Genomic DNA, 25245 nt, shown 5'->3' with positions numbered 1-25245 from the left:
CGAAGTTTCTTCGGATTTCGCCTACCCGTATAGCAAAAAAATAGAGGGCGTGACCGGCAATACCGGCCACGCCCTCGAGTGGGTAATCTTAGAACGAGCCGCGGACGCCGATCATGAACTGGCGACCAGGCTTGTAGGCCGTGTACGTGGCGTTGGTGAACTGGAAGTACGTACGCTGCGTGGCATTGCCGAAGTTCGCCACGTCGAACGTGATTTCCGGTGCGTGGTCGATCCCGAACATCTTGTAAAGGTCGAAGCTGGACGAGAAGTCCCAACGCTGCAGGTCATCCGAGAACAGCGCGGCATTGGTGATGCCGTTCTGGTTGGGGCCCGAGATCTGCGAACCCTTCTGGAAGGTCGTCGAGACGCGCAGGCTGACACCGTGGTTCTCGTAATAGCCGGTGATGTTATAGGTGTACTTGGCCACACCATATGCCACCGGCGCCGGGGTACCTTCGCCGTGCTGATCGACAATCGTGGCGTTGGCATTGAAGCCAAGACCCCGGATGCCAAACTGCTCGGTCACGAAGTCAAGCGGCTGGACCCACTGGAACTCAAGTCCGTTGACGATCATCTTGCCTGACGCATTGACCTGCTGTTGGACCACGACCGTGGCGTTGTCCGGCCCGCCGCGCGCATTGATCGCGCCTTGCTGCGTCGGGTTCAGGTTGTCGTAGGTGATGCCATAGGGTGCGAGCGACGAGAAATTGACCGTCGCCGTACCAAGCGTGGTGAACCCGCTCATTTCCTTGCGGAACGCAGCCATGCTGACCAACCCGCCCGGCCCGGTGTAATACTCGATGCCAAGATCGATGTTCTTCGAGACATAAGGCTTGAGCGCCGGATTACCGATCGTCGCGACGTCTGCAGAGGGGCTGGAGAAATTGACGCCCGGCAGCTGAGCATTCGGATCCGGCCGTGTCATCGTCTTCGACAGCGAAAGACGTGCGACAGCATGTTCACCCACATCATAGGCGAGGTTCATGGCCGGCAGCCAGTTGTCATAGCTGTTGTGAGTAGTCGCCTGGCTCACGATGTTCGGATACAGCCCGCCATCAAGCGGCGCCGGGGTGCCGGCGGGCGGCGTGTTGCGCGGATCCGGCAGCGAGACGCGACCGCTGATGGTCTGATCCGTATGAACGAAGCGTACGCCGATGTTGTAGCGCAGATCGCTACCGGCAACTTCGGCCTTACCGTTCGCCTCAATGAACCCGGCTGCCGACTTCTCACGAATATAGCCGCCGCTGGCGCCCGTATTCGCCGAACCCGTATCAGGCGCGTTATCATGGAAGTAGGCGTAATTGCTGTCCTTGGCGAACCGCTTCCAGTCAAGCGTGACAAAACCGCCCGGACCAGGGGTCAGGTAGCTGGCCAGTGCAGACTGCGGAATCAGCGAGCCACCGTAAGTCACCGCGCCACCCGTGTAGCCCGGCCAGGTCGGATAACCTGCCGGCGCCGAGCCGGGTGCGTCGAGACCCTGGCACGCCGGCTGACTGTTCGGCGAGGGAACGAAAACGCTGGGGTCATTGCCGCAGGTTGCGTTCTGCCACGCTTGGCTGTTGTCGTAGGCGGTGATCCGGCGCGAGATGTCGTCGTAATTGCCGCCAGCCTTGATGTTGAAGGACTCGTCGCCCCACGTCAGGTCGCCGCGCAGGCCCTTGTTGATATTGGTGCGGCGTTCGTCCTGAACGTTGACGCGTCCGCCGTTCCAGATGAAGTTCGCCGGATCGTTGAGATCGACGTTCGTCGTGATCGAAGGGATCGACCCGTTGTTCACGTAATCGACCGTTACGCCCGAGCTTGCCGCAGTGTTGACAAGGACAGTCGGCGATTCACGATGGAAAGTGCTGTGAAGGTAGTTGACCTGGAAGTTGAACTTCAGGTTATCCATCACCTGCCACGAAAGACCCGGATTGAAGCCGTAGTATTCGGTCGTTTCGATGAAGGGACGATATTCGAGGAAGAACTGCGAATTCGCAAAGGTGCCGCTGGTCACCGTGCAGCCGTTGCTGCAATCGTCCTTGTCCACGGTCATGTTGAGCGGGATGGCCGAGCCGTTGCGACCGACCCAGTTCATGTCGATGCGCCGGAGATCGTTCTTCTTACGTCCATACATGCCATCGATGTAGACGTCGATCTTGTCGCTGGGCTTCCACTCGGCGCTCAGGATCGCGTTGATCCGGTCACGCGTGCCGGAAGAAATCGACGGACGGCCAAGACGCGGGATAATCCCGTTGTCGATCTGCTGGATAGTCAGACCCGGGTTGTGTGCCAGCAGGAATGCCTGATCGATCGTGGTGCCGGTGACCAGACCGTTGCCGGCATTGGCAGGGACGGTCCCAGGAATGGTCCAGTTGCCGCCACCGGTGCTGTTGCAACCCGAGGTCGCGCCGCACTGCGCGGCGGAAAGGTTGGGATTGGTCCAGCCGATGGTTTCAAAGCCCTTGACCAGTGACTGGTCACGCTGCGCCGATACGCCTGCGAGAATGCCGAAATCGCCGAAAGTCGCGCTGGCCAGCGCCGATCCGCGGCCACCCCACTTGTTTGCCGGGCTGTTCTTGATGCCCTGCAAGCTATAGGAGAAGTGAGTCCCTTCGCGGTCGAACGGACGGGCGCTGCGAAGGTTGACGTTACCCGCTGCGCCGCCTTCGATAAGGCTGGCCGAATAGCTCTTGTTGACCGTCAACTGCGTGAACAGTTCGGTCGGGAAGAAGCTGAGGTCGACCGAACGGTCGGTGCCCTGCGCGTCCGTCGTGCCCGAAGACGCGACTGCGATCGGCGCGCCATTCAGGGTCACGCTGGTGAAGTTGCTGCCCAATCCGCGGATCGCGACGTTGGTGCCGGAACCGTCGATATCGCGGCTGATGGTGACGCCGGGAATGCGGTTAAGCGATTCGGCGATGTTGGTGTCCGGGAACTTGCCGATATCTTCGGCAAAGATCGAATCGCTGAACGATGTCGTGTCGCGCTTGGAGGCAATCGCCTCGGCAAGGCTGCGGCGGTAGCCGGTGACGATGATTGCCTGCGCATCGTCACTGGCGTTCTGGTCAGGCGCGGCCGCCGTTGCAGCGGGAGCGGCGCTCTGCGCATCCTGCGCCTGCGCGATGATCGGGAACGCCCCGGCAAGGATGGTTGCCCCAAGCAGTGCCCGGCGAATCATCATGGCGCGCGAATCTGTGGTGTATGTGCCCATATTCCCCTCCTAAATATGCGCTCTCTTGAGAAGCGCTTTGAAACTACCTCATGGTAGCGCTCACATTTTTGGATTGATAGGACGATCTTGAGACTTGTCAACGGCCTTTACGAAGGAGGCCCTCTTTTTGAAGATTCTATTCGGCGCAACCCGATGTCTATCCGGGAAATTTAGCCGAAAATGGAGATAGATGACCGCTAAGCCCGATCGCTATTCACAATAGTCAATCTATAAGACGATCATCATATTTACTCCGTCTAATATGCAGGACGGGCAAAGCCTCCTCCAGTGGGCCGCGCGGGAATGCAGACCTCCCGGGCAAACGATCCGATTGACCGCCCGGTTCGCGTCGACAATATGTGATAGCGATAACATGGTCGTGAGGGGGGGGTGTTGAAACAGTTTCCCTGTGAGCTGTCGAGCGATGCGGCCTTGGCCATGCCGTCCGTCCCTTCCGGTACAGCGTCGCCGCCCAGATGGTGCTGACCATCGGATCGAACAACCGAGCCTAACGGCGAGATAAAATCAGAACATAGGAAAATCAGGATGCCCGAAGCCAACACATGCGCCCTGTCGCGTCGCAAACTGCTGGGTAGCGCTGCGTGGAGCGCGGCGCTTGCTGTCGTGCCCTCGCCTGCCTTTGCCGCACTTGCCAAGGCCGATGCTGCGGACCCGCGCACGGCGTTCCCGCTGATCGTCGATGGCAAACCGGCGACAGTGCTGGTCGATGCGGGCGCCGATTCCGCCGTTCACCATGTGGGCGCCAGCTTTGCGGCGGATCTGGAGCGCGTCAGCGGCAACAAGCCTCGATTCTTGCAGAGCGCAGAAGACACGCTGCGTGGCCCCGTGGTGATGATCGGCGTCCTCGGCCAGAGCCCCATGATTGACCGCCTCGTCGCCGCCGGCAAACTGGACGCGGGCGACATTCGCGGCGAGTGGGAGGCCTTTCGCCAGATCGTGATCGACAAGCCCATGCCCGGCGTGCCCCGCGCATTGGTGATCGTCGGTTCGGATCGGCGCGGCGCAGTGTTCGGCACTTACGACATTTCCGAGCGGATGGGCGTATCGCCCTGGTGCTGGTTCGCCGATGTTCCCGTCTCGCGCCGACGCGAAGTCTTGATCCCGGCCGGCTCGCGCCGCGACCAGCCTAAAGTGCGCTATCGCGGCTTCTTCATCAACGACGAGGACCCCTGCTTCAGCGGCTGGGCCCGGAAGAAGTTCGGCGGCGTCAATGCGGCCATGTACGCGCCCGTCTTCGAGCTGCTTCTGCGGATGAAGGGCAATTATCTGTGGCCCGCCATGTGGGGCAAGGCCTTTGCCGACGACGATCCGCAGAGCATGGTGCTCGCGGATGCGATGGGCGTCGTGATGGGCAATTCGCACCATGAGCCCATGCTGCGCGCACAGGCCGAATGGCATCGCCACACCGACAAGGGCGTGACTGGCGGTGCCTGGGATTACACCGACAACCGCGACAATTTGCGCACCTTCTGGCGCGGCGGGATCGAGCGCATGATGTCGCGTGGAGGCGGCCGGGGCTACGAGTCGGTCGTCACCGTGGGCATGCGCGGCGATGGCGATCAGGCTATGGCGGAAGGCACGGCGACCGACCTTCTGGAACGGATCGTCGCCGATCAGCGCGACATCATCGCCGACGTCACCGGCAAGCCGGCCAGCGAGACGCCGCAAGTCTGGGCGCTCTACAAGGAGGTGCAGGACTATTACGACCACGGCATGAAAGTGCCGGACGACGTCACCCTGCTCTTTTCTGACGACAACTGGGGCCAGATTCGGCGCTTGCCCGATCCCGCGGCGGCGCCTCGTCTTGGCGGCTACGGCATCTATTACCACTTCGACTATGTCGGCGGACCGCGCAATTACAAGTGGATCAACACCAACCAGATCGAGAAGACCTGGCAGCAGATGGACCTCGCCTACCAGCGCGGCGCGCGGGCGATGTGGATCGTGAACGTCGGCGATATTAAGCCAATGGAATATCCGCTCGGCTTCTTCATGGCGCAGGCCTGGAATCCGGAAGCGATGACGCCTGCGGCTCTCGCGGCCTATCCGCGAAACTGGGCGGCTGCCACTTTCGGCCCCGAACAGGCCGGGCCGATCGGTGACCTGATCACGGCCTACAGCCAGTATGCGGCGCGGCGGAAACCCGAACTGATCAACGAAGCCAGCTTCGCGCTGGGCGGCATTACGCCCGACGGTCTCGATGGCGGTGAATTCGGCGCAATCATGGCCGAATGGGACATGCTGGAGGCCCGCATGCTCGCGGCGCGCGCCAGACTCTCCCCCGACAAGCTCGACGCCTATTACCAGCTAATCGAATTCCCGATTGCGGCCTTGGCGAACTTGTACCGGCTCTATTACGGCACGGCGTGGAACCGCCTGCTCGCCTCCAAAAACGATGCGCGCGCCAACTATTTCGCCGATCAGGTCGAGACCGCCTTTCGCCGCGATTCCGAGCTGGCGCAGCGCTATCACACGATCAACGGCGGCAAGTGGGACGGCATGATGACGCAGGTTCACATGAATTACGTCATCTGGAACGACCCCACGCAGCAGACGATGCCGAGCATCATGCGGGTCGGCGCCGACACGCCGAGCGACCGGCAGCGGCCGCAGCCCAAATTCGTGAACCGCGCGCCGATGCCTGCGGGCGTGATCGCAGTGGAAGCACAGGCATTCAGCCGAGCCCGCAACGGCAGCGGTCTGCACTGGACGACCGTCCCGCATCTCGGCCGTACCGCAGGCGCGGTACTTGCGCTGCCGCAGGGCCGGCCCGCCACCCGTCCTGACGACGGCCTATGCCTTGAGTACGACATCACTTTGCCGCAAGCCGGGCCGGCAACGGTAACGCTCTATCTGACGCCGACGCTCGACACGCTCGGCCATGAGGGCACGCGGATCGGCGTTTCACTCGACAATGGGCCGGTCCAGATACTGCAATCGCAGCTCGATGCTTCGGGCGGCGCACCGGATACCGCAGGCAAGCAGCGCTGGGCGGACGCAGTATGCGACAATGTCGTACGACTTTCGGCCGAGATGGGGAGCACCAGTGCCGGGCGACACACCGTCAAAGTCTGGCGGGTCGACGACAACATGGCTCTGCAAAAGCTGGTGGTCGGGACTGTCCCCGTGCCCACAACCTATCTTGGGCCGCAAGCAGGAACCGGCTAACAGCCGGGTCACTCGCATGCAAAGATTGGGCGGGAAGCGCGGTGCCCCAAATCACCACCGCCGGGGAGAATGGTGACGATGCGTTTCCCATCGGGCAAAGCTTTCGGGCTCACTCTGAGCGCGATGGTGGTGGCGGGGGCGCCGGCGGCGCCGACTGCCTCCGCTGCCACGCCCAGTCCGCTCATGGCGCCTCTCGACCTCATGGCGCCTCTCGACCTCATGGCGCCTCTCGACCTCAAGGCGCCGTTTGCCGCACGCTCGCCCTGGCGACTTACCGTCACGCAGGGCCCACAGGTAGAAGATCCCGCCGATGGCGAGATGGTGCCAGGGGCGATTTCCCTGTGTCTGACGCGGGACAATGGCCGCAACTGCGATCCCGCGCCGAACCGCGCATTGCGCCTGCCCAGCGGCGATGACCTGTTCGCCCAGCCGCACTTCTTGCGCCGCGCTCAGGTGGTCCGGCCTTCCAGCGAACGGCCGTTGCTGCTGATCGAACTCGCCAGCTTCCACTCCGGCAATGGCGATCAGCGGGTATCCTTGCAACTCTACGCCTATGACCGGGCGAATGACGCCTTCCGGCTCGCGTACGAGCGTCGCACCAACCGCAACAACAATCAGGAAATTCGCTACGTCGAAAGCGGCCCGCTTGCCGGAGCGGTGATCGCTGCCGATCCCACCGACGATGCACCGTTCGGATACTGGATCTCGGTCTCGCGCCCGGACGCGGCAGGCACATTCCGGCAAGTGCTGCGGTTTCGCAGCGCGACGGCCTATGGCGACGGCAACCCGCTCGCGGTCATCGATTCCGAGATGCCGAACATCCAGCGAAGGCTGGGAATCTGGCGCCCCGGCATGGCACTGCCCCTGCCCGCGAAACCGTGCCCGCGCCCTCACATGGTGAACGAGGCACTTTGGTGCGACTGATCGCCCACGCCGGATCACGAGAGTTCAAGCCGCCGTTTCGCCCTGCAAGGCCGAGCCGACCACGCCCAAGGCATAGTCGCTTGTCTGGGCGACATTGAACCGCACATAGCGCGCCGCGCTCTGACTTGGGCTGAACACGTTGCCCGGAGCCAAGACCACATCCTGAGCGAGGCATGTCCGGGCAAGGATCGCGCTGTCCACGCCTTCGGGCAAACGACACCACAATGTGAAACCGCCAACGGGCTCGCCCTGCGGCATGATATCCATCGATGCGAGGCGCAGCCCCACGGTCTTGCGCACCTTGGTCAATCTGCTGCGCAGAGCCTCCATGTGGCGACGATAGCCACCCCCTGCGAGAATGCGGCTTATGGCGTTCGTGGCGATAAGGTTGGGTCCGCCGAAGCCGGTTGCCAATTGCAGGTCGGTGAGAGCGTCGATCCATTCGGGGCGCGCCGCGATATAGCCGCAGCGCAGCGCCGCGGACAGGGTTTTCGAGAAGCTGCCCACGCGGATCACCCCCAAAAGACCATCGAGCGCGGCCATCGTCGGCACCCCGGGGGCAAAGTCCGCGAAGATGTCGTCCTCCACGATCACCATGCCATAAGCGGCGGCGATGCCGGGCAGGCGGTGTGCGGTAACCAAACTGAGGCTGGAGCCGGTCGGATTGTGAAGGTTCGAATTGGTGATGTAGAGGCGCGGCCGCTCGGCCGAAACGATGGCTTCGAACACGGCCGCATCGGGCCCGGTCGACGTGTAGGGCACGCTGACGGCGCGCACGTTGTGCGTGGCGATCAGCGCCTGATAGTTGAAGTAGCAGGGGTCATCGAGCAGGACCGTATCGCCCGGCTTCAGCAAGAGCCGGCAAATCAGATCGATGGCCTGCGATCCCGAATTGGTCAGCAGGATCTGGTCGGGGTCGCACTCCAGCCCCTCCGCCGCGAAACGCAGGGCGATCTGCCTGCGCAGCACCGGATCGCCCGCCGTGGTGCCGTAATGAGTCAGCAGATCGACATCACGGCTGAGGTCGCGCAGCGCCTTCTGCAAGGCGCGTTGCGGCATCCAATCGGGCGGCAGCCAGCCGCAGCCCGGCTTGTCATTAGCCAAGGGGGCATCGAGCGACTGCCGCGACACCCAGAAAGGATCGATTTCGTGATCGCGCTGCGGTGCACGTGCCGAGGGGCTTTGCGGCGCACTGGCAAGATGGCTGACGTAAAAGCCCGAACGCGGGACGGCCTCGATCAGGCCTTCGGCAACCAGCCGGTCATAGGCTTCGACCACCGTTGCCGGTGAAACGCCGAAGCTGGTCGCACTGCGCCGCACCGACGGCAAGCGATCGCCCGCACAGAGGAGACGCCCCGAAATGCGGCTGCGGATGCCCTCCATCACGCGCCCGGTCTGCGTTTCCTCCATGATCTGTATCACTCTCTATACCAGCACAAAATAATCAAACTGTACCGCTGTGTAACTGGCCGCGCCAGTCCCCTTCGCTAGATCTGCGCCTGTTGGATTTCGAGGGACCGTTGATGCAAGATACCTATCGGGGCTGGGGCAGTGGCTTGCTGGCAGTGGCCATTTTCAGCGGCTCCATGCCCGCCACGCGCATGGCCGTGCTGGGATTTTCGCCCTTGCTGTTGACGAGTATGCGGGCGCTAATCGCGGGCGGCCTGGCCTTTCTCCTTCTGGCCGGACTGCGCCAACCCCGCCCGACGCACCGGCAGTGGCAGCAGGTTGCGGTGGTCGCTAGCTGCTGCGTTATCGGCTTCCCTCTGCTCTCTGCACTGGCATTGCAGCACATGTCTTCCGCGCGTTCCCTTGTCTTCATGGGACTATTGCCGCTCAGCACAGCCATTTTCGGCGTGGTGCGCGGCGGCGAGCGCCCTTCGTCCGCCTTCTGGGCATTTGCCGTGGTTGGCGCCCTGGCAGTCGCGGGCTTCGCATTGACGAAAGAGGCGCATTCGTCCGCGCTGGGCGATGGCCTGATGATCCTGGCGATCATCGTATGCGGTCTTGGCTATGCCGAGGGAGCAGTCCTGACCCGCGAACTGGGCGGATGGCAGGTCATCAGTTGGGCCTTGCTGCTCTGCGTGCCGCTGGCCATCGCGGGTACTATCGCGTTCTGGCCCCGGGACGGCATCGCAAACGTCGGCCTGCCGAGTTGGCTGGGCCTTGCCTATGTTTCCGTCTTCTCGATGCTGATCGGGTTCATCTTCTGGTACCGTGGGCTCAGCCTTGGCGGGATTGCCAAGATCGGCCAGTTGCAGCTTCTCCAGCCTTTTCTGGGCCTTGGCCTTGCGGCCTTCCTTCTTCAGGAACACGTCGCCCCCGGCATGCTGGCCGCGACGATGGTGGTTGTCGCCAGCGTGGCCGGGGCGAAGCGCTTCGCATAGCCGATTCTGACGAGCGGGATCAGCCGTAGCGATGAATGCGGGCGCGCCGCAGGATCCTGTCTTCCAGTGAATAGTACAGCCAGATGTCTTCCCCGATCACCAGACAGGACGCGGCGAAGGCTATGTCGGTGGCGGCCCTGTCCTTCGCGGGCGGCGGCATCAGGATCGGCTCCACGCCGCGCCCGGTCACTCGGCTGAAGTCCGGCGCAAAGCTGATCCACCCGATCCGCCATCGCGCATCGGCGGTGGCCCCGTTGTAGAACATCACCGGGTCCTGCCCGTCTATCTGGACGATGGGCCCGGTGGAAAGGTGCCAGTTGTCCCAGCCATCTTCACGCACCGTAAAGGGGTCCTCGGCGACCTTCCAGGGGCCTTCCTCGGTGGGCCCGACAGCCATGCCGATGCGCGAAGCATCGTTCTTCGCGTATTCGTAGAACAGCCGGAACCGCCCGTCGGTACCCCGCGCAAGCGTGGCCTCCTTGATGTTCCCCTCTCCGGGCGGCGCCTTGAGCATGACGCGGTTCTCCCGCAAGTCGGTGAGCTTGGGCCCCTTGGCGACCAGCAGTGAACCTTGCGAGCGGGCCGCATCCACGCCCGTGTAGAAGATCAGATAGCCACCGTCCTTTCCCTGAACGACAGTCGGATCTTCACAGCCTCCGGCGTCGTCGGGGTTGGGGCCCGGCACGATCGCGGGCGCATCGGCGATGTGAAAGCAGACGCCGTCCGTGGAACTGCCGGGCCAGATCACGCCGGTTGGATCGTTCGGCCCAAGCGGATTGGGCAAGACCCTGACGAGCAGATGATAGATGCCCTCTTCCGTCCAGACGAACGGGCTCATGAGGTCGTGGCCCGCCAAGCGGCCATCGGGAGCCGCCGCATCGAGCGTGACGTCCTGCAAATCCTCCACCACATAGGCCGGCACGCGATCAGGCTCCTTGCGCAACCGTCAGCGACAGGGCACCGTCGATCGTCACGGTGGTTCCGGTGATATAGTCCGTCGCAGGTGAAAGCAGGAACAGCGCAAGTTCCGCCACTTCCTCCGGCCGCCCGGCACGGCCCCACGGAATGGCCGCCTCCTTGGCGCGCAGCTCCGCCGGATTGTCCAGCGCGCTCTGGTTCATCGGCGTAAGGATCATGCCGGGAGCGATGCCGTTCACCGCGATCCTGGCCGGCGCAAGTTCAAGTGCAAGCGTGGCCGTCAACTGCGCGAGGCCGCCCTTGGCCGCGTCGTAATCGGCGCCGCCCGCGCGCGGGGCCCGCTCGTGTATGGAGGAGATATTGACGATGCGCCCGCCCCGCCCGGCGGCCTCCAGCGCGCGCACCATCCGCCGGCAGGTCAGGAAGGGGCCGTAGAGATCCGCGCGGATAACGCCATCGAACTGCGCCAGCTCCATGTCGCGCAGCATCACGCCCGACATATTGCGTCCGGCAGAATTGACCAGAAGATCGACAGTGCCGAACGTCCTTTCCGCCAGATCGAACAGGGCCTCAACTTGCCGTTCGTCCGCGACGTCAGTTTTTGCCGCCACAGCGCGGCCACCCCCCGCCTGCACTTCGGCCAGAACCGCGTCGGCGGCCGCCTTGTCGTTGTGATATGTGATGACGACCGGCACACCGGCCTGCGCAAGCCTGACCGCGACCGCCCTGCCGATCCCGGATTCGCCCCCCGTCACGATGGCTACGGAATGTTCGGGCAGCGCTATGTTGAGAGTGGTCATACCCGCTAAACTCTCCAACGAGACAGCGGTGCCAGACGATCCTCCACCAAACCGCCTTGCTTTCCTGATCCTCCGGATGCCAAGTGGGGGCATGTTAGCTCACACTCGCGCGATGGTTGCTGCGGCGGCCTATGCCTTCATCACCGGCAAGAAGGTTGCAGGTATCTACGATCATTCGGCCGGACGGGATCTGCGCATCGCCGCCGAATGCCGGGGAGATCAACTGCAAGGCTTCGACGGCGGCCGCATGGCAAAGTTCGGCGGCACGCTTCCCGAACTCTACGATGCCGGCGACAAGACTTTCGTGTCTTTCGAGATCAACGGCACCATGGCGCAAGGCTACGACCGGGCCACATCAAGTGCCTATACGGCGCACGTCACCGACCGCGTCGTGCAGTTGTACGACCACGGCCAGGGCACATGGTTCCCGTTCGACATCCAGGACGTTGAGGCCGGCTACGATTTTGATCGCGACGCTCAGGCAAGCCGCTAACGCCGGCCCCGGCGTCAGGATTTAGGGCCGGAAAGAGCGAGCTGCCGATCATCGCAGCCCGCAAGAGGTAGTAGCTGGGCCGGGACGATCGTCACCTTGCGCAGATCGCTGCCCCGCGACACCAAAAGCGCGACGGGGCGCCCCGGCGGCACCAGCTTGAAGTAACTGCGCCAGTCGGACAGCGAGCGGTCCACGGCGCGCACGTTCGCGATGCGTTGTATGACATCGCCGTTCCGGAGCCCGGCCAAGGCGGCAGGTCCTCCCGTCATGATATCCATGACCTGAACGCCTTCTTTGGCGCCATTGATCCACATTCCGGCCCGGTCGGCCAGCGCCGTATCAGGATCGGGATTGCGCAGCGATGCGAGGTACATTGTCCGGTTTCCGTAATCGAACGTGACCTTGTAGCGCTTGAGCAAGCCGCTTCCGACATTCCCCTCGTAGTTCGGATCGCTGAAGGCCCCGCGCCGTGCCGAACTCAGGCCCGCGATCGGGCCGCAGACATCCACCGGACCCAGCGTCAGCATCGCAGCGCGCGTTACCGTCGATCGCGAAGGCCCGCCCACGCCCCACCCGTCGGTAACGGAGACCGCACCCGGATAGGCTGAGAGAAGCGCCGCTTTCTCGACGAAAGGCGCCGTCAGCGTAACGTCCGAGCGAGAGCCCGTATCGATGTTGAACCGCGCCGCCCTGCCATCGATGCTGCCCTGCACTTGCGGCATGTGCTCGTAAAACGTGAAAGGCACCGGAGTCCCGGCCCCGCGCCGCTCCTGTTCCGCGAAACAAGTACGGTCGATGATCGTCATGGTCTTGGCACCGTAATCCAGAGTGACCACGAAGCGCTCGAAGAACCCGACCCCCAACATGCCGCCCAGCCGGATCCCCTCGACATCCAGCGGACTGAAATCGAGCACGACGGCCAAGGGATCGTGCACTACCGCTCCGCCGGCGTCGAGCGTGGCAATGCGCGTGTAACCGGTCGTCACGGTCTTCTCACCGGCACCCGACGATTTGCTCTGACCAACAGCCGTCAGTCCCAATTCCTGCGCGAGCCAGGGCGTGACAATCTCATGCCCGCCGGTGTCGATGAGGAATGAAAACGGCCCGCGACCGTTCACCTTGATCTCGGCAATCACGTGATTGTTCAGCAGGCGGAAGGGGACGACCACACGTCCGGATGGGGGCAAGGACCAATCGGACGGCTGTTGAACCGGCATCGCGTAATAGGCAGAGCCCAGCGCGGCGGCGGGCTTCACCTCCAACAGGTCCATGGTCACGGGCGAAGCCTCGTCGCCATCGGTGATCGTCTCGATCCGCTGCGGGACCATCAGGCCGTTCGAGAGGGCATAGGCCGAATAGCGGACCTCTGCCGAATGTCCGAAAGTCGTTTGCTCAAGGACGGCGCGCAGCAGATGCGTCTGCGGATCGAAGCTGGCCTCAAACGGAGCGCCGCCCTTCGGCGTGATGCGCAGCCGGTCGCAGCCCAGCGATTCCACAACCGCTCCCGCGCGATCACTGCGCCACCACAGGCCGGCATTACGATAGGCCTCGTTCACCGCGAGCGGCCGCTTGTTCCCGCCGTCCTGCGGCAAGGCAAACCCGGTGAGATCGCGCGCCCATGCGCGCGCCCCGTCGAACCCCTCGGTTCCGCCGACCGGACCGGACCGGCTTTCCTCGATATACATGCCGGAGGCCCGGTCCACGGTAACGGTCGCCTCGCCGTCCAGCCCGGCATCGCTTGTGCGGTACCGGGAAACCACGGTTTCAGGAGCCGCCGTGCTCAGCAGCGTGGCTTGCCGGTTGGCATCCAGCAGTGCTGCGGGATTGGAAACGCAAGCGATTGCGGAAGCGGCAGCGAGAAGAAATTCCAATATTCGTCTCCAAACGGGCTGCCCAACTGGTAAGGTGGGGACGATGTCCGGTCTTGAACGAAATTCACCTGCACCGTGCACCTGCCTGCGCAACGCGCCGGCAGGACGAATGCGCCACCCTGCGCACCAATCGCTGGCCCGCCACCGGCACGACGCGCCCTTTGCCGCCGTCGTGATAAGCGGCAGATACGTCGAGGCGGGCGATACCGGGCGGCACGAAGTCGGGCCTGGAGAGGTCATCGTCCACCGGGCCTACGAAAATCATCTGGACCGATTTGCCGAGTGCGGCGCGGAAGTGCTGGTCCTTCCCTTGCCGCACGGCTGGAATGCGCCAGTATTGGGATCTATCGACAATATCGATGGGATCGTCCGCCTTGCCGAACGCAGCCCCGCCATGGCGGCGGAAAAACTGAAGGCGGAATTCGTCCCCAAGCCCGCAGTCGATCAAGACTGGCCGGCCTTGCTCGCCGCCGCTCTTCGAACCAGCCCGGATCTTTGCCTGCGCGATTGGGCCGAGGCGCACGGCCTGCATCACGGCAGCCTCAGTCGCGGCTTCCGGCAGGAGTTCTCCGTATCCCCCGCCCGGTTCCGGCTCATCTCGCGCATGCACAGAGCCTTGCAACTCATCGATCGCAGCACCGACAGCCTGGCGAATATTGCATGCGACGCAGGGTTTTCCGATCAGGCCCACCTCACCCGGACGGTCAAAAGCGAGACCGGCATGACTCCAATGCAATTGATGGCGCGGTCCGGAAACACTGCGGAACTTCTCGCAAAGTAGAGCAACTTGCGCCGCCACCGAAAAAAGTTTCGAGGGATCCGCCAAGCCGCCGCGTAAGCGGATCGCAACTTCGGGAATCGATTGCCATGGACGACATCGACACCATCCTATCCCGCCTCGGCAGGCTGCCGCTCGATCCCCGGCTGGGCGACATCGACGACGCCGTGCTGACCGGCCTGGCGGCGCGCGCGGCTTCGCGGGTGTCGGCACGAACCATGGCGACGGTGATTGTGCTGTCACTGGGTGTCGGGATCGTCGGCTCCGTGGTGCCCGCGCCCCCGATCCGTGCCGCCACCACGTTCCCGCTCGGCGCGCCGGCGGCACTGGCCCCGTCGACACTGCTCGGGGGCGATTGATGAACGAGCGCCTTCGTCTTGTCCTGATGGTTCTGCTGGCCTTCGGCGCGGCGATGGGCGGCGTGCTTGTCGGCCGCGCATGGATCGCGCCGCCCACGCCGGTAGAATCCGAACTGCATACCCTGCTTCATGCGCAGCTCGACCTCGACCCCGAACAGACCCGCAAGATCGACGCAATCGAGCACGAGTTCGCCTTGCGCCGTCAGGCACTCGAACTGGAACTGCGTGCGGACAATGCCCGGCTGGCCAGCGCCATCGAGGCAGAACGCGGCTACGGCCCGCAAGTCGCCGCCGCCGTCGATGCCTCGCACAGGGCGATGGGCGAGTTGCAGAAGGCCACGCTGGAGCACATCTTCGCCATGCGCAGCGTGCTGCGCCCCGATCAGGCGGCGCGTTTCGACGCGGCGGTCGTCAAGGCGCTCACCGCGAAGCAGCGCTAATGATCGATCTCGCCGCCTGCACGGACGGTGAACTGGCCGCGCTCGCGCTGGGCGGACGGCAGGCCGCCTATCGCGCGCTGATGGATCGCCATCGCGGCGCGGCGTTCCGCCTCGCCCGGCACCACTGCGGCGATGACGACACCGCGCTCGACGTGACCCAGCAGAGCTTCATCGCCGCGTTCGCCGCATTGCGGCGCTACGACGGCGCACGGCCGTTCGCGCACTGGCTCGCCCGGATCGTCATCAACAAGAGCCATGACTGGGCGCGGCGGCGCAAAGTACGGCAATTCTTCACTTTCGCGGTGCCGCTGGATAGCGCGCATGGCATAGCCGAACCCACGCCCGATGCCGAGCGGCAGACCGCCGACCGGCAGGAACTGGAACGCACGATGCACGCCATCGCCGCGCTACCGGCCAAGCTGAAGGAGGCGCTGATCCTGCGCGCCATCGAGGGGCTGAGCCAGACCGAGGCGGCCGCCGTGCTAGGCGTGAGCGAGAAAGCGGTCGAAACACGCCTCTATCGCGCCCGTGCACGGCTATCCGAAAATTTGAGCGAAAAATCAGCCGGAAAAATCTGAGGGGATAGGTGCCCGGTCGCGTATTGGGTGACGAACCGACTTTCAGGGGCATCTCTCGGCATGGAATTTCCACAAGTGACCCGCCGCAACCTCATCCGGGCGGGCGCGATCGGCGGCGGCGCGCTGGCGCTTCAGTCCTGGCTGCCGGCCTGGGCGCAGCCGGTCTCGGCCGGGCTGACGACGCTCAGCGGCGAGGACATCACCTTGCGGGTCGCCCGCGACACGCTCGACATCGACGGCAAACCGGCGCGCGCGATCAGCATCAACGGAACCGTCCCGGGCCCTCTCCTGCGGCTGAAGCAGGGGCAGAACTTGCGCCTGACCGTCGAGAATATGCTGGACGAGGACACTTCACTGCACTGGCACGGGCTCATGCTGCCGTTCCAGATGGACGGCGTTCCGGGCGTTTCGTTCCCCGGCATCAAGCCGCGCTCGAACTTCACTTACGAGTTCCCCATCGAGCAGGCGGGCACCTACTGGTACCACAGCCACTCCGGCTTGCAGGAACTGAAAGGGCTATATGGCCCGATCGTGATCGATCCGGCGGGCGCCGAGCCGGCGCCGTTCGACCGCGAGCATGTGATCCTACTTTCGGACCACAGCTTCGTCGATCCGGCGCGGATCCTGCGGAATCTCAAAGCCGAGCCGGGGTACTACAACTATCAGCGCCAGACGCTGGCCGGGTTGCTGGCCGGCAAGGACCAGGCACCTTCCGACCGGCTGGCCTGGGGCCGCATGCGGATGGACCCCACCGACATTTCCGACGTGACCGGCGCCGTTCTGCGCTATCTCGTCAATGGGCACGGGTCCAAATCCAACTGGACCGCGCTATTCAAACCCGGCGAACGCGTGCGCCTACGCTTCATCAATGCTTCGGGCATGACCGTGTTCAACATGCGCATTCCCGGCCTTGCGATGTCGGTGGTGAGCGCGGATGGACAGGACGTTCGCCCGGTCACGGTTGACGAATTCCAGTTCTCCCCGGGCGAAACGTACGACGTGATCGTATGCCCGACCGAAGACCGGGCCTTCACCATCGTCGGCGAAAGCGTCGATCGTTCGGGCATGGCCCTCGCCACACTGGCCCCGCGACCGGGCATGACGGCACCCGTTCCGCCACTGCGCGAACGCCCCGTGCTGACCATGAAGGATATGGGCATGGAAATGGAAGGCATGGACATGTCCGGCATGTCCATGCGCGACGGTACCCATGCCCCCCAAGTCAGGCTTGGGCCCGGCGTCGAGATGATCAACCCGATGCCGATGGACCGCACCGGCGATCCGGGGCTGGGGCTCGACAAAATCGGCCACAAGGTTCTCGTTTACCGCGACCTTGTAGCGCTCGACCCCAACCCGGATCCGCGCGCCGCCGAACGCGAGATCGAAGTCCATCTGACCGGCGCCATGGACCGCTACATGTGGTCGATGGACGGCAAGACCATGAGCGACGCCCATGATCCTTTGCCCATGCACACCGGCGAACGGGTGCGCATTACCCTGATAAACGACACGATGATGGCGCACCCCATCCACCTGCACGGACACTTCTTCGAATTGGCCACAGGCCACGGCGACCATTCGCCGCGCAAACACACGGTCAACGTCCTTCCCGGCGGCAAGGTCAGTTGGGACGTCACTGCGATCACCGGCGACTGGGCATTTCACTGCCACCTCGCCCTGCACATGGCGATGGGAATGATGCGCATCGTCTCCGTGCGGCCCATGGAAGGACATTCGGCATGAGGCGGTTTCTGACCATCCTGCTGCTGAGCCTTCCCGGCACCGCGCTAGCGCAAATGGCAGCCCCTCACGCGGGCCACCACATGGAGGGCGGAAGCATGCCGGGCATGTCCATGCCGGAGATGCCCATGCCGAAGACGTCGATGGCGCAGGACGGTGAACCTGCCGGCACCGACCAGTCTCCGGGCAGCGCGGCGCCGCCGGCAATGGCACACGATCGCCTTGCCGACCGCTATTGGGACCCCGCCGAGATGGCCGCCGCCGAGCGCACCGCAATGGGGGCATCGGTCACGACTTACGCCAAAGTCCTTTTCGATCTGGCCGAATACCAGATCCGCGACGGCAAGGACGGCTACCGCTGGGAGGGGGAGGCCTGGCTCGGTGATGTCGACCGCTTCGTCATCAAGAGCAAAGGTGAAGGCACTTTTGGCAGCGGCATCGACCATGCCGAGCTGCAGGCACTCTACGCCAGAGCGCTCGATCCCTGGTGGAACCTGCAGTTCGGCGTGCGGCAGGATCTCGGGCCCGGAGCCCAGCGGTCATGGGCAACAATCGGACTGGAAGGCCGCGCGCGCTATCAGTTCGAGTCTCAGGCCGCAGCCTTTCTTTCGGAAAAAGGCCAACTAACCGCACGGATCGAAACGGCCTACGATCAGCGGATCACCCAGCGCCTGATCCTGCAACCACGCGCCGAAGTAAACCTCTCGGCACAGGACATGCACGCCGAGCGCATCGGCGCAGGGCTGACCAGCGCGGAACTGGGCCTCAGGCTCCGTTATGAAGTGAAGCGCGAATTCGCCCCCTATCTGGGCATGAACTGGACATGGCTTTCGGGCCGCACCGCCGATTATGCCCGCGCCGATGGCAGAGACGCGAACGAAGCCAGCGTGGTTGCGGGCATCCGCGCGTGGTTCTGATCCCGATCCGCGCGGTGCACTGCGCCGCCGGATCAGAAGGCGTCAGAGCACTTCCCGCTCGCGTGTCTCATCGGCAATTTGCGCCAGACGCGCCGCGTGCGAGGGCATACGCTCCACCGCGCCAACAATGTTCCGCCGCAGATCATTCAGGGCAGCTTGCAATTGCGGCTTGGGCAACATGGCGGGCAACTGGTGATGCCTTTCAGGCCACACGCCCTGCCCCGTCAGCACGGCGACCCACGAATCCACCCGGAACAGATCATCCTGGCTCTGATAGGCAATGGCCGCCTCACGGAACAACTGAATGCGCGCGGCAAGGCTGTCCGGGATGGCCGCCGCTGCGCGTTCGCGCCAGAATGCCGTGTCGTCCCGATGGGTCATCGCATAGTGAAGCACGATGAAATCGCGCACATGCTCCCACTCATGGCGTGAGCGGGCGTTGAACCAATCGGCCACCGCCGTATTGTCCGGCCCGAACGGGAAGTTCTGGATCAACCAAGTCACCGCCACCATGACCAGATGGATACTCGTCGATTCCAGCGGCTCCACAAAACCGCTGGCAAGGCCGAGCGACAAGCAATTGCGATTCCACACACGCTTGCGCATCCCGGCGGTGAAACGCAGCAGGCGCGGTTCGAACAGCGGCGGCCCGTCCAGCGACTGTAGCAAACGATCGCGCGCTTCGTCGTCGGACAGGAAATTGCTGTCGTAAACGATCCCGTTGCCGACGCGGTGTTGCAGCGGGATCCGCCAGCGCCAGCCCTCTCCGTGCGCGATGGCTCGGGTATAGGGAACCGGATCGCCTGTCGCTTCGCTCTGAACGGCAAAGGCGCTGTCGGTAGGGAGCCAATGGCTCCAGTCCTCGAAACCGGTCTTCAGCGTCTGCTCGATCAGCAGGCCCCGAAAACCGGTGCAATCGATGAACAGATCGCCTTCGATGCGCTCTCCCGACGCCAGCACGAGAGCGGTGATATCGCCGCTTTCGCCATGCTGTTCGACGCTGGCGATGCGCCCTTCCACGCGCCGCGCCCCGGCCCCTTCGGCCACGCCGCGCAGGAACCGGGCATAGGCGCTGGCATCGAGGTGATAGGCATAGCCGAGCGAATTGTCTCCGGACGCGCCGAACCGGCCCGCCATCGCCGCCTGCTGTTCCAGCGAATAGTCACCGTAATCTCCGCCGAAACCGGCCTTTCTTCCTTCAAGCCAGAAGTGCTGGAAATCAGCCACGAACGTGGAGCGGCCAACCGAACCGAACGGGTGGAAATAGTGGTCGCCGAGCCGGTCCCAGTTTTCGAATCCAATGCCCAGCTTGAACGTGGCATGGGTGGCGCGAACGAAGTCATTCTCCTGCACGCCAATGAACTCGTGGAACGTGCGGATCGTGGGGATGGTCGACTCGCCGACGCCTACAGTGCCGATCTCCTCGGATTCAACCAGCGTAACATCGGTCAACCCGCTCAACTGGCGCACGAGTGCGGTGGCGGCGAGCCATCCGGCAGTGCCGCCACCGGCGACGACGACACGTTTGCGCGGTGTGTTCATCGGTTGATCCTGTTGGTAATCAGCGCCCGTAGCCGGCGGGCTATCAAAGGGTCGAGCGGTGCGAGAGGCCCGCGCGCCGCTTCCGGCAAATGGGCTGAGGCAGCCTCGGGCGGTCCGAACACGTAGTGATCGAACATACTGCGCCACGCAGCCTTCTCATGTGGGGGCCGTTCACGCAGGCTGAGCAAGCCGTGCAGCAAGGTCGTCATCGGATCGTCGACAAATGCCGGCACGGCGTTCCACCAGTAATTGATCAGCACATTGAAATCGCTCAGGCTTTCAACCTGATGCCACCACAATGCCGGATAGATGAGCACGTCTCCGGGCTCCAGTTCGGCCACTTCGCCGGCTGCGAGCGCATCCGCAAAACGCGAGTAGCGGGCAAAATCCGGAGATGCCGGGTCAACCATGCTGACGATCTGCCCGGCGGGGGTCGGTTCGATCGGCCCTGGATAAAGATTGCTCACCTGATCGGGCGGAAACAGCGTGAACCGCCGCCGGCCGGCAACGCACACGGCCATGTTGTTAGACATGTCCCAATGCGCGGCAGCGACGGTCCGGTTGCCGATCCAAATGCTGGCAATGGGAGAATGACGCGTGAATGTATCGTCGCCCAGCACGGCATCGTGCGACGCGCGGAGGCCGGGAAGATACGTGTCGAGATCGGTCGAGCCGATATAGAGCGACGGTGCATTCCCCGAGCCCCGCATGGCCAGAAGCCTGTCGAGAAAAGCCGATAGCGTGCCGCGCTCGGTGGTGAAATTCAGCCCCGTCAGTTCGGAATTGTAATGGTATCGTCCGCGAATTGCCGGATCCCCGACATAAGCGACTACGGGATGACCAGCATCGTGCTGCTTGAGCAATTCCGCGGCGTCTTCGGCGGACGCCAAGCCTGCCCTCGCAAGAGGCCAATGCAATGCGGCGCCCCGGACGATCACGGGCCGCCCGGCCTCGATCAATGCAGTCACGCCCAGCGTATTCAGCGGCAGGTCGTCGATCACCTGCGTGCGCCGCATCGACGCAGCGCCTGTCACGCGCTGATCGGCGTCAGCCACCACGGGCCAGCTTGCGATCAAGCAGCGCCGAAAGATTGTCCAGCGAAGACATCAACCACACGGCGCAGCGCAGGAAATCGCCCGCGTTGAGCCGTGCCAGTGCTGCGCCGTCCAATGCCGCAAAGCGCTCCTGCGACAGAGTCCAGACATCGGGAACCACGAAGCATCGGCCATCGGGTGCCTCCATCCGCAAAGTCACCGGTTCAAGCAGCCCGGCCTCGTCGAACGCCTCGATCATCGCCGGACCTATCTGCGTTCCGGCGTAAATCGAACGCAGCATGCCTGCGGCATAGTCGAGGTAGGGCGTATTGCCCCCATGGTCGAGGAAGATGCGCTGGCCTCGCTCACGCGAGATTCGGGGGTGATCCGGCGTGATATGGATCATCGCTTCGCCCGGTCCGCCGGCACTGGGCAGGCCGATCGAAAAGGGACCGCGAGTCATCAGGGCCGGGATGGCGCGTGCATCCCATTTTTGCCCGTCGAGATAGAGATTTTCGTCTGCCTCAAAGCCCAGCAGCGCAACAGCTCGAAAGGCTCCGGCCGCATCGCGCCGAAATACGATCGGGTATTCGCGAGACAGCGCCTCGAATTCGGGGGCGAAGACCGTGGTCTGGTTGACCGCGTCGCCCCATTCCGCGCCAAAATCCGTGATGACCCGCAGATCGTGATGATCGACATTGTTGAGAAGCACGGGGCCGGAAAGCACGGAATCGGACATTTTCAATCGCCAGTATCAGGTTCGGTATAGGCATCCTACACGAAGAAGACCGTGGCAAAACGGCCTTCTTCGCGCGGATGTTCAGGTTTTTAGAACTTGTAGCTGGCGCCCAGCAGGTAGCGGGCCGAACCTTCGGCTTCGTACCAGGTGTCCATCTTGTCGCGACCGTAGGTTCTCACGCCTTCTTCAAAGATATTGATGCCTTCGAAGCTGACGCTGATCTTCGGCGTGATGTCGTAGCTGACGCTGAAGTCAACCTGACTGTAGGGTGCCGTGAAGACCGGGTTGTGATAGCTGTCCCGGTTGAGCTGGCTGAGGTACTTGGCACGCCAGTTCCAGGCTGCACGGGCGGAAATCCCGTACTTTTCGAAAATCAGCGTCACGTTGGCCGTATCCGAGAGACCCACCAGCGCGAACTGGTTCACGGTCGGATCGGCAGCCACATCGATCCCCACGTTGCCGCGTACCAGCGTATAGCTGGCGGCAATGCCAAGGCCGGTCTCACCAAGGAAGTACTGACCGGCAAGCTCGACACCGTAGATCTCGGCGTCCTTGTTGTTGATCGGCGTATTGACCGAGAAGTTAAACAGCGGGTCGCTGCCATCGGCCGTGATATCGACCGCGGCGAGCGTGCTGTCCACGAAGCCCTGATCCAGAGCGCGGGTCTGGGTGTTGTAATGCGCCTGGAACTGGGCATCGGCGGCCGCAACGTTACCATTCGCCTGCTGGAGCAGCGCGGTATAGGTAAACAGGTTCACGTCGGTGATATCTGCACCGAACCCCTGCAATTGCGTCTTCGCGGTCCCCGAACGCGTCCCCGGCTGCCCCGAAGTCGGATCGGCCAGCCCGAACAGCGAACGGTTGACCAGGGTATTGCCAATGAAGTTGTGGACGCGCTTGTCGAAGAAGCCGATCGAGAGATAGACATCCTTGCGCGGATACCATTCGAGCGACAGATCGAAGTTATCCGAGCTCAAAGGATCGAGATCGGTGTTGTTTGCATTACCCGTCGCAACACCGCCGATCGCCGTGGGGCGAGGTGGTGAACTGACGGTGGTCGATGCGAACAGATTGCTATAAGGCGCACGCGCGATCGACTTGCCGTAGGAGAAACGCCCCTTCAGCTTCGGCGTGATGTCGATCGAGAAGTCGAACGCCGGCAGCAGGTTGTTGTAGGCACCCCGGTTCCGAACTTCCTGCTGATCGGGCGAATACTGGACATTGAAGTCGTTGTCAGCCTGCCACACGATCGCCAGCGGAATGGGCTGGAGCGAAACCGCCCTGACCTTCGTGCTTTCAAAGCGAGCACCCGCGACGAGTTGGGCGGTATGATCGCCGATCTCGCCATTCCAGGTCACCTGGCCATAGACCGACCAGATGTCTTCCTTGACGCGGTTGTCGTTATTGGCGTCGATGTTGTTCTGGTGGCCAACCTTATCGTTAGTGATGCCGCTGTAGTAGTCGTAGAGCGTGTTATAGAGCTTGGCCGCGTTCTCGGTCCGCCATGCCACTTGGGTATTGGCGTCCGCGTTCGGATTGTTGTGGTGGAACTGGCAAGCCGTGCAGAACTGGAAGACCTGGCCCGGTGCCACGGCGGCGATTTCAGGCGGAAGCGAGTTGCCCCAGTCGCCCAGAACCTGACGCGTGTTGTACTGCGTCTGGCGAGTGTCCGTGGTGCGGTAGTTGGCACCGAAATCGAAGTGGCTGTTGCCGCCCAGATCGTAAGCACCGTCAAGACGGAGTTCCTTGACCCGCTGGCTCTGCTCGGAGTCGAACTGGCGCTGGACAGCGCCGGACAGGTCGCCCTCGTCCAGCTTACCGTCGCAGTTACCCTTGGTGTAGGGGGTGCCATTCGGCGTGACGCTGTGCGCGCAATCGTTGAACGTGAATGCCTGCTGCGGGAAGCCGCCGGTCGTCCAATTGAGCGACTGCGACGTCACGACCGGCATGTTGAACGCCACTGTCGTGGAGGTCTGGCCGTTGGGGTTATCCCCTTGGCTATCGCCCTTGCCGAAGTGACCGTCGAGCGTGAACGCCAGCTTGTCAGTGGCCTGCCAGGCCACATTGGCGCCGATGTCGTAAAGGCGGTTCTTCTGGGCGCGATAGGCCTGTTCGAACGCCGTGTCCTTCACACCATTGATCGTCTCATGCAGGAACTGCGTGGTGGCGATCCCGTTCGATGCGTCGTCGAAGCCCACTTCGTCGAACGGACGGTTGAACCAGTTCGACTGGGTGGAACGACGCTCAGATTCGCGCAGCTGTGCGTAGAGGCCGTCCACCGTCACCGTCAGCGTGTCGGTCGGCTTGTACTGGAGTACAGCCTGACCGTTGATCCGCTCACGGCTGTCTTCGGAGAAGTGGTAACGGCTGTCGTTCGGAACGGCGACGAGCACGTTCGGATCGGTCGGCATGTTGGTATATTTGGTGGCCGCGTTGACGAAGCCGTTGGCCGGATTGAGAAAATCCGACAAAGTGCGGATGTTCCAGTCGTCGTTGGCCTGGCTGGGCACCGTAAAGTTGCGCTTCTGGTAGCTGCCGAACACAGTCACGCCGAACCGCTGGTCCTGATCCGTCCAGCTGGCGATGCCCGAAACTTCGGGCGTTACGTGCGAGCCGCAGCTGATGCAGTCGTCCGCGCTCGTGTCATAGCTTGCCTTGGCGCCGATGGACCCCTGAAAACCGCTGTCAGCGTTGTCGAACGGACGGCGGCTCTGGATGTCGATCGTCGCGCCGATGCCGCCCGAAGGTACCGCGGCGCGCGCCGTCTTGTAGACCAGCAAGGTCTTGACGCCTTCCGATGCCAGGTTCGAAAAGTCGAACGAACGACCAGTGCCCGATGCACCGTCGCCGCCCTGGTCACCGCCCACCGCAACGATATCCGAAGTCGCCAGCTGGCGGCCGTTCAAAGTGACGAGGTTGTACTGCGCGCCGAAGCCGCGGACCGTCACGGTCGAACCTTCGCCGTTGACGCGGTCGATCGAGACGCCCGGAATGCGCTGCAGCGATTCGGCCAGGTTGGTATTCGGGAACTTGCCGATGTCTTCGGCCGAAATGGCATCGACCACACCGTTCGAATTGCGCTTGATCTCTGCTGATCGCATCAGTGAGGCGCGCACACCGGTGACGACGATTTCATTGGCATCGACAGCACTATCCGGCGCAACCGCCGGTGAGGAAGCCGCCGCTTCCTGTGCAACGGCAACGCATGGCGCGACCAATCCCGTCAACAACGCGATTGCTGACGTCGAGCGCGCAAGCGTCGACACAAGGCCTGAACCCTTCATGATACTCTCCCCTGTTCTACTGCGTTTTATTCAGCAGCCGTCACGCAGCTTTGCACCGT

General features: G+C 63.2%; 19 protein-coding genes. 10 read left to right on the top strand and 9 right to left on the bottom strand.

Going from position 1 to position 25245, the window contains the following annotated elements; genetic code table 11:
- Window positions 1–88: 88 nt before the first annotated feature.
- Window positions 89–3193 (bottom strand): TonB-dependent receptor, encoded by a 3105-nt coding sequence (locus AC1VVK_RS21080; RefSeq protein WP_482906695.1) that lies wholly within the window; start codon window positions 3191–3193, stop codon window positions 89–91.
- Between the two features lie 546 nt (window positions 3194–3739).
- Here AC1VVK_RS21080 and AC1VVK_RS21075 point away from each other — a divergent pair.
- Window positions 3740–6382 carry a glycosyl hydrolase 115 family protein gene (locus tag AC1VVK_RS21075; protein ID WP_482906694.1) on the top strand — a complete coding sequence of 881 codons (2643 nt, stop codon included), beginning with the start codon at window positions 3740–3742 and terminating at the stop codon, window positions 6380–6382.
- 78 nt (window positions 6383–6460) lie between these two features.
- Window positions 6461–7306 (top strand): hypothetical protein, encoded by an 846-nt coding sequence (locus AC1VVK_RS21070; protein WP_482906693.1) that lies wholly within the window; start codon window positions 6461–6463, stop codon window positions 7304–7306.
- A 24-nt stretch (window positions 7307–7330) separates the two neighbouring features.
- Here AC1VVK_RS21070 and AC1VVK_RS21065 read toward each other — a convergent pair whose 3' ends face one another.
- A complete protein-coding gene (locus AC1VVK_RS21065) occupies window positions 7331–8716 on the bottom strand; it encodes an aminotransferase-like domain-containing protein (RefSeq protein WP_482906692.1) in 1386 nt (461 codons plus the stop codon).
- Window positions 8717–8829: 113 nt separating this feature from the next.
- Between AC1VVK_RS21065 and AC1VVK_RS21060 the strand changes: the two genes are divergently transcribed.
- Window positions 8830–9693 (top strand): DMT family transporter, encoded by an 864-nt coding sequence (locus AC1VVK_RS21060; RefSeq protein ID WP_482906691.1) that lies wholly within the window; start codon window positions 8830–8832, stop codon window positions 9691–9693.
- A 19-nt stretch (window positions 9694–9712) separates the two neighbouring features.
- Here the strand turns inward: AC1VVK_RS21060 and AC1VVK_RS21055 are convergent, their stop codons facing one another.
- Together AC1VVK_RS21055 and AC1VVK_RS21050 are read right to left on the bottom strand one after the other, a co-directional pair.
- Entirely contained in the window at window positions 9713–10615 is a 903-nt protein-coding gene (locus AC1VVK_RS21055; protein WP_482906690.1) for a glycoside hydrolase family protein, read from the bottom strand.
- A gap of 4 nt (window positions 10616–10619) precedes the next feature.
- Entirely contained in the window at window positions 10620–11411 is a 792-nt protein-coding gene (locus AC1VVK_RS21050; protein WP_482906689.1) for an SDR family oxidoreductase, read from the bottom strand.
- A 91-nt stretch (window positions 11412–11502) separates the two neighbouring features.
- Here AC1VVK_RS21050 and AC1VVK_RS21045 point away from each other — a divergent pair, with 91 nt between their 5' ends.
- Window positions 11503–11904 (top strand): hypothetical protein, encoded by a 402-nt coding sequence (locus tag AC1VVK_RS21045; RefSeq protein WP_482906688.1) that lies wholly within the window; start codon window positions 11503–11505, stop codon window positions 11902–11904.
- Between the two features lie 14 nt (window positions 11905–11918).
- On the opposite strand, the gene AC1VVK_RS21040 is transcribed toward AC1VVK_RS21045, so the two are convergent.
- A complete protein-coding gene (locus AC1VVK_RS21040) occupies window positions 11919–13775 on the bottom strand; it encodes an aspartyl protease family protein (RefSeq protein WP_482906687.1) in 1857 nt (618 codons plus the stop codon).
- On the opposite strand from AC1VVK_RS21040, the gene AC1VVK_RS21035 reads away from it, so the two are divergent.
- From AC1VVK_RS21035 to AC1VVK_RS21010, 6 genes are all read left to right on the top strand, one after another.
- Window positions 13729–14556, top strand: coding sequence for a helix-turn-helix domain-containing protein (locus AC1VVK_RS21035; protein WP_482906686.1), 828 nt, complete (start codon window positions 13729–13731; stop codon window positions 14554–14556). The genes AC1VVK_RS21040 and AC1VVK_RS21035 overlap by 47 nt on opposite strands.
- 86 nt (window positions 14557–14642) lie before the next feature.
- Window positions 14643–14912: a hypothetical protein gene (locus AC1VVK_RS21030; protein WP_482906685.1), complete on the top strand. Its 270-nt coding sequence runs from the start codon at window positions 14643–14645 to the stop codon at window positions 14910–14912.
- The gene (locus tag AC1VVK_RS21025) at window positions 14912–15352 is read left to right on the top strand and encodes a periplasmic heavy metal sensor (protein WP_482906684.1); all 441 of its coding nucleotides are present in this window, start codon (window positions 14912–14914) and stop codon (window positions 15350–15352) included. Before AC1VVK_RS21030 ends, AC1VVK_RS21025 begins: the two co-directional genes overlap by 1 nt.
- Entirely contained in the window at window positions 15352–15930 is a 579-nt protein-coding gene (locus AC1VVK_RS21020; protein ID WP_482906683.1) for an RNA polymerase sigma factor, read from the top strand. The genes AC1VVK_RS21025 and AC1VVK_RS21020 overlap by 1 nt, the downstream gene beginning before the upstream one ends.
- A 60-nt stretch (window positions 15931–15990) precedes the next feature.
- Window positions 15991–17673, top strand: a complete 1683-nt coding sequence (locus AC1VVK_RS21015) for a copper resistance system multicopper oxidase (RefSeq protein WP_482906682.1) — start codon at window positions 15991–15993, stop codon at window positions 17671–17673.
- A complete protein-coding gene (locus AC1VVK_RS21010) occupies window positions 17670–18587 on the top strand; it encodes a copper resistance protein B (protein WP_482906681.1) in 918 nt (305 codons plus the stop codon). The genes AC1VVK_RS21015 and AC1VVK_RS21010 overlap by 4 nt, the downstream gene beginning before the upstream one ends.
- A gap of 42 nt (window positions 18588–18629) precedes the next feature.
- Here the strand turns inward: AC1VVK_RS21010 and AC1VVK_RS21005 are convergent, their stop codons facing one another.
- The 4 genes from AC1VVK_RS21005 to AC1VVK_RS20990 all read right to left on the bottom strand — a co-directional run bounded on the left by AC1VVK_RS21005 (window position 18630) and on the right by AC1VVK_RS20990 (window position 25186).
- Window positions 18630–20129 carry a tryptophan halogenase family protein gene (locus AC1VVK_RS21005; protein ID WP_482906680.1) on the bottom strand — a complete coding sequence of 500 codons (1500 nt, stop codon included), beginning with the start codon at window positions 20127–20129 and terminating at the stop codon, window positions 18630–18632.
- Window positions 20126–21184, bottom strand: coding sequence for a cupin-like domain-containing protein (locus AC1VVK_RS21000; RefSeq protein WP_482906679.1), 1059 nt, complete (start codon window positions 21182–21184; stop codon window positions 20126–20128). The genes AC1VVK_RS21005 and AC1VVK_RS21000 overlap by 4 nt, the downstream gene beginning before the upstream one ends.
- Complete coding sequence (locus tag AC1VVK_RS20995) at window positions 21177–21902, bottom strand: SapC family protein (protein WP_482906678.1); 726 nt, start codon at window positions 21900–21902, stop codon at window positions 21177–21179. Before AC1VVK_RS20995 ends, AC1VVK_RS21000 begins: the two co-directional genes overlap by 8 nt.
- A gap of 89 nt (window positions 21903–21991) precedes the next feature.
- Window positions 21992–25186 (bottom strand): TonB-dependent receptor, encoded by a 3195-nt coding sequence (locus AC1VVK_RS20990; RefSeq protein ID WP_482906677.1) that lies wholly within the window; start codon window positions 25184–25186, stop codon window positions 21992–21994.
- Window positions 25187–25245: the final 59 nt, after the last annotated feature.

It is taken from the genome of Novosphingobium sp. BL-S-32, assembly GCF_056857055.1.
Note: the sequence above shows the minus strand (reverse complement) of the source record. Positions and strands in the feature narration are given on the sequence as shown.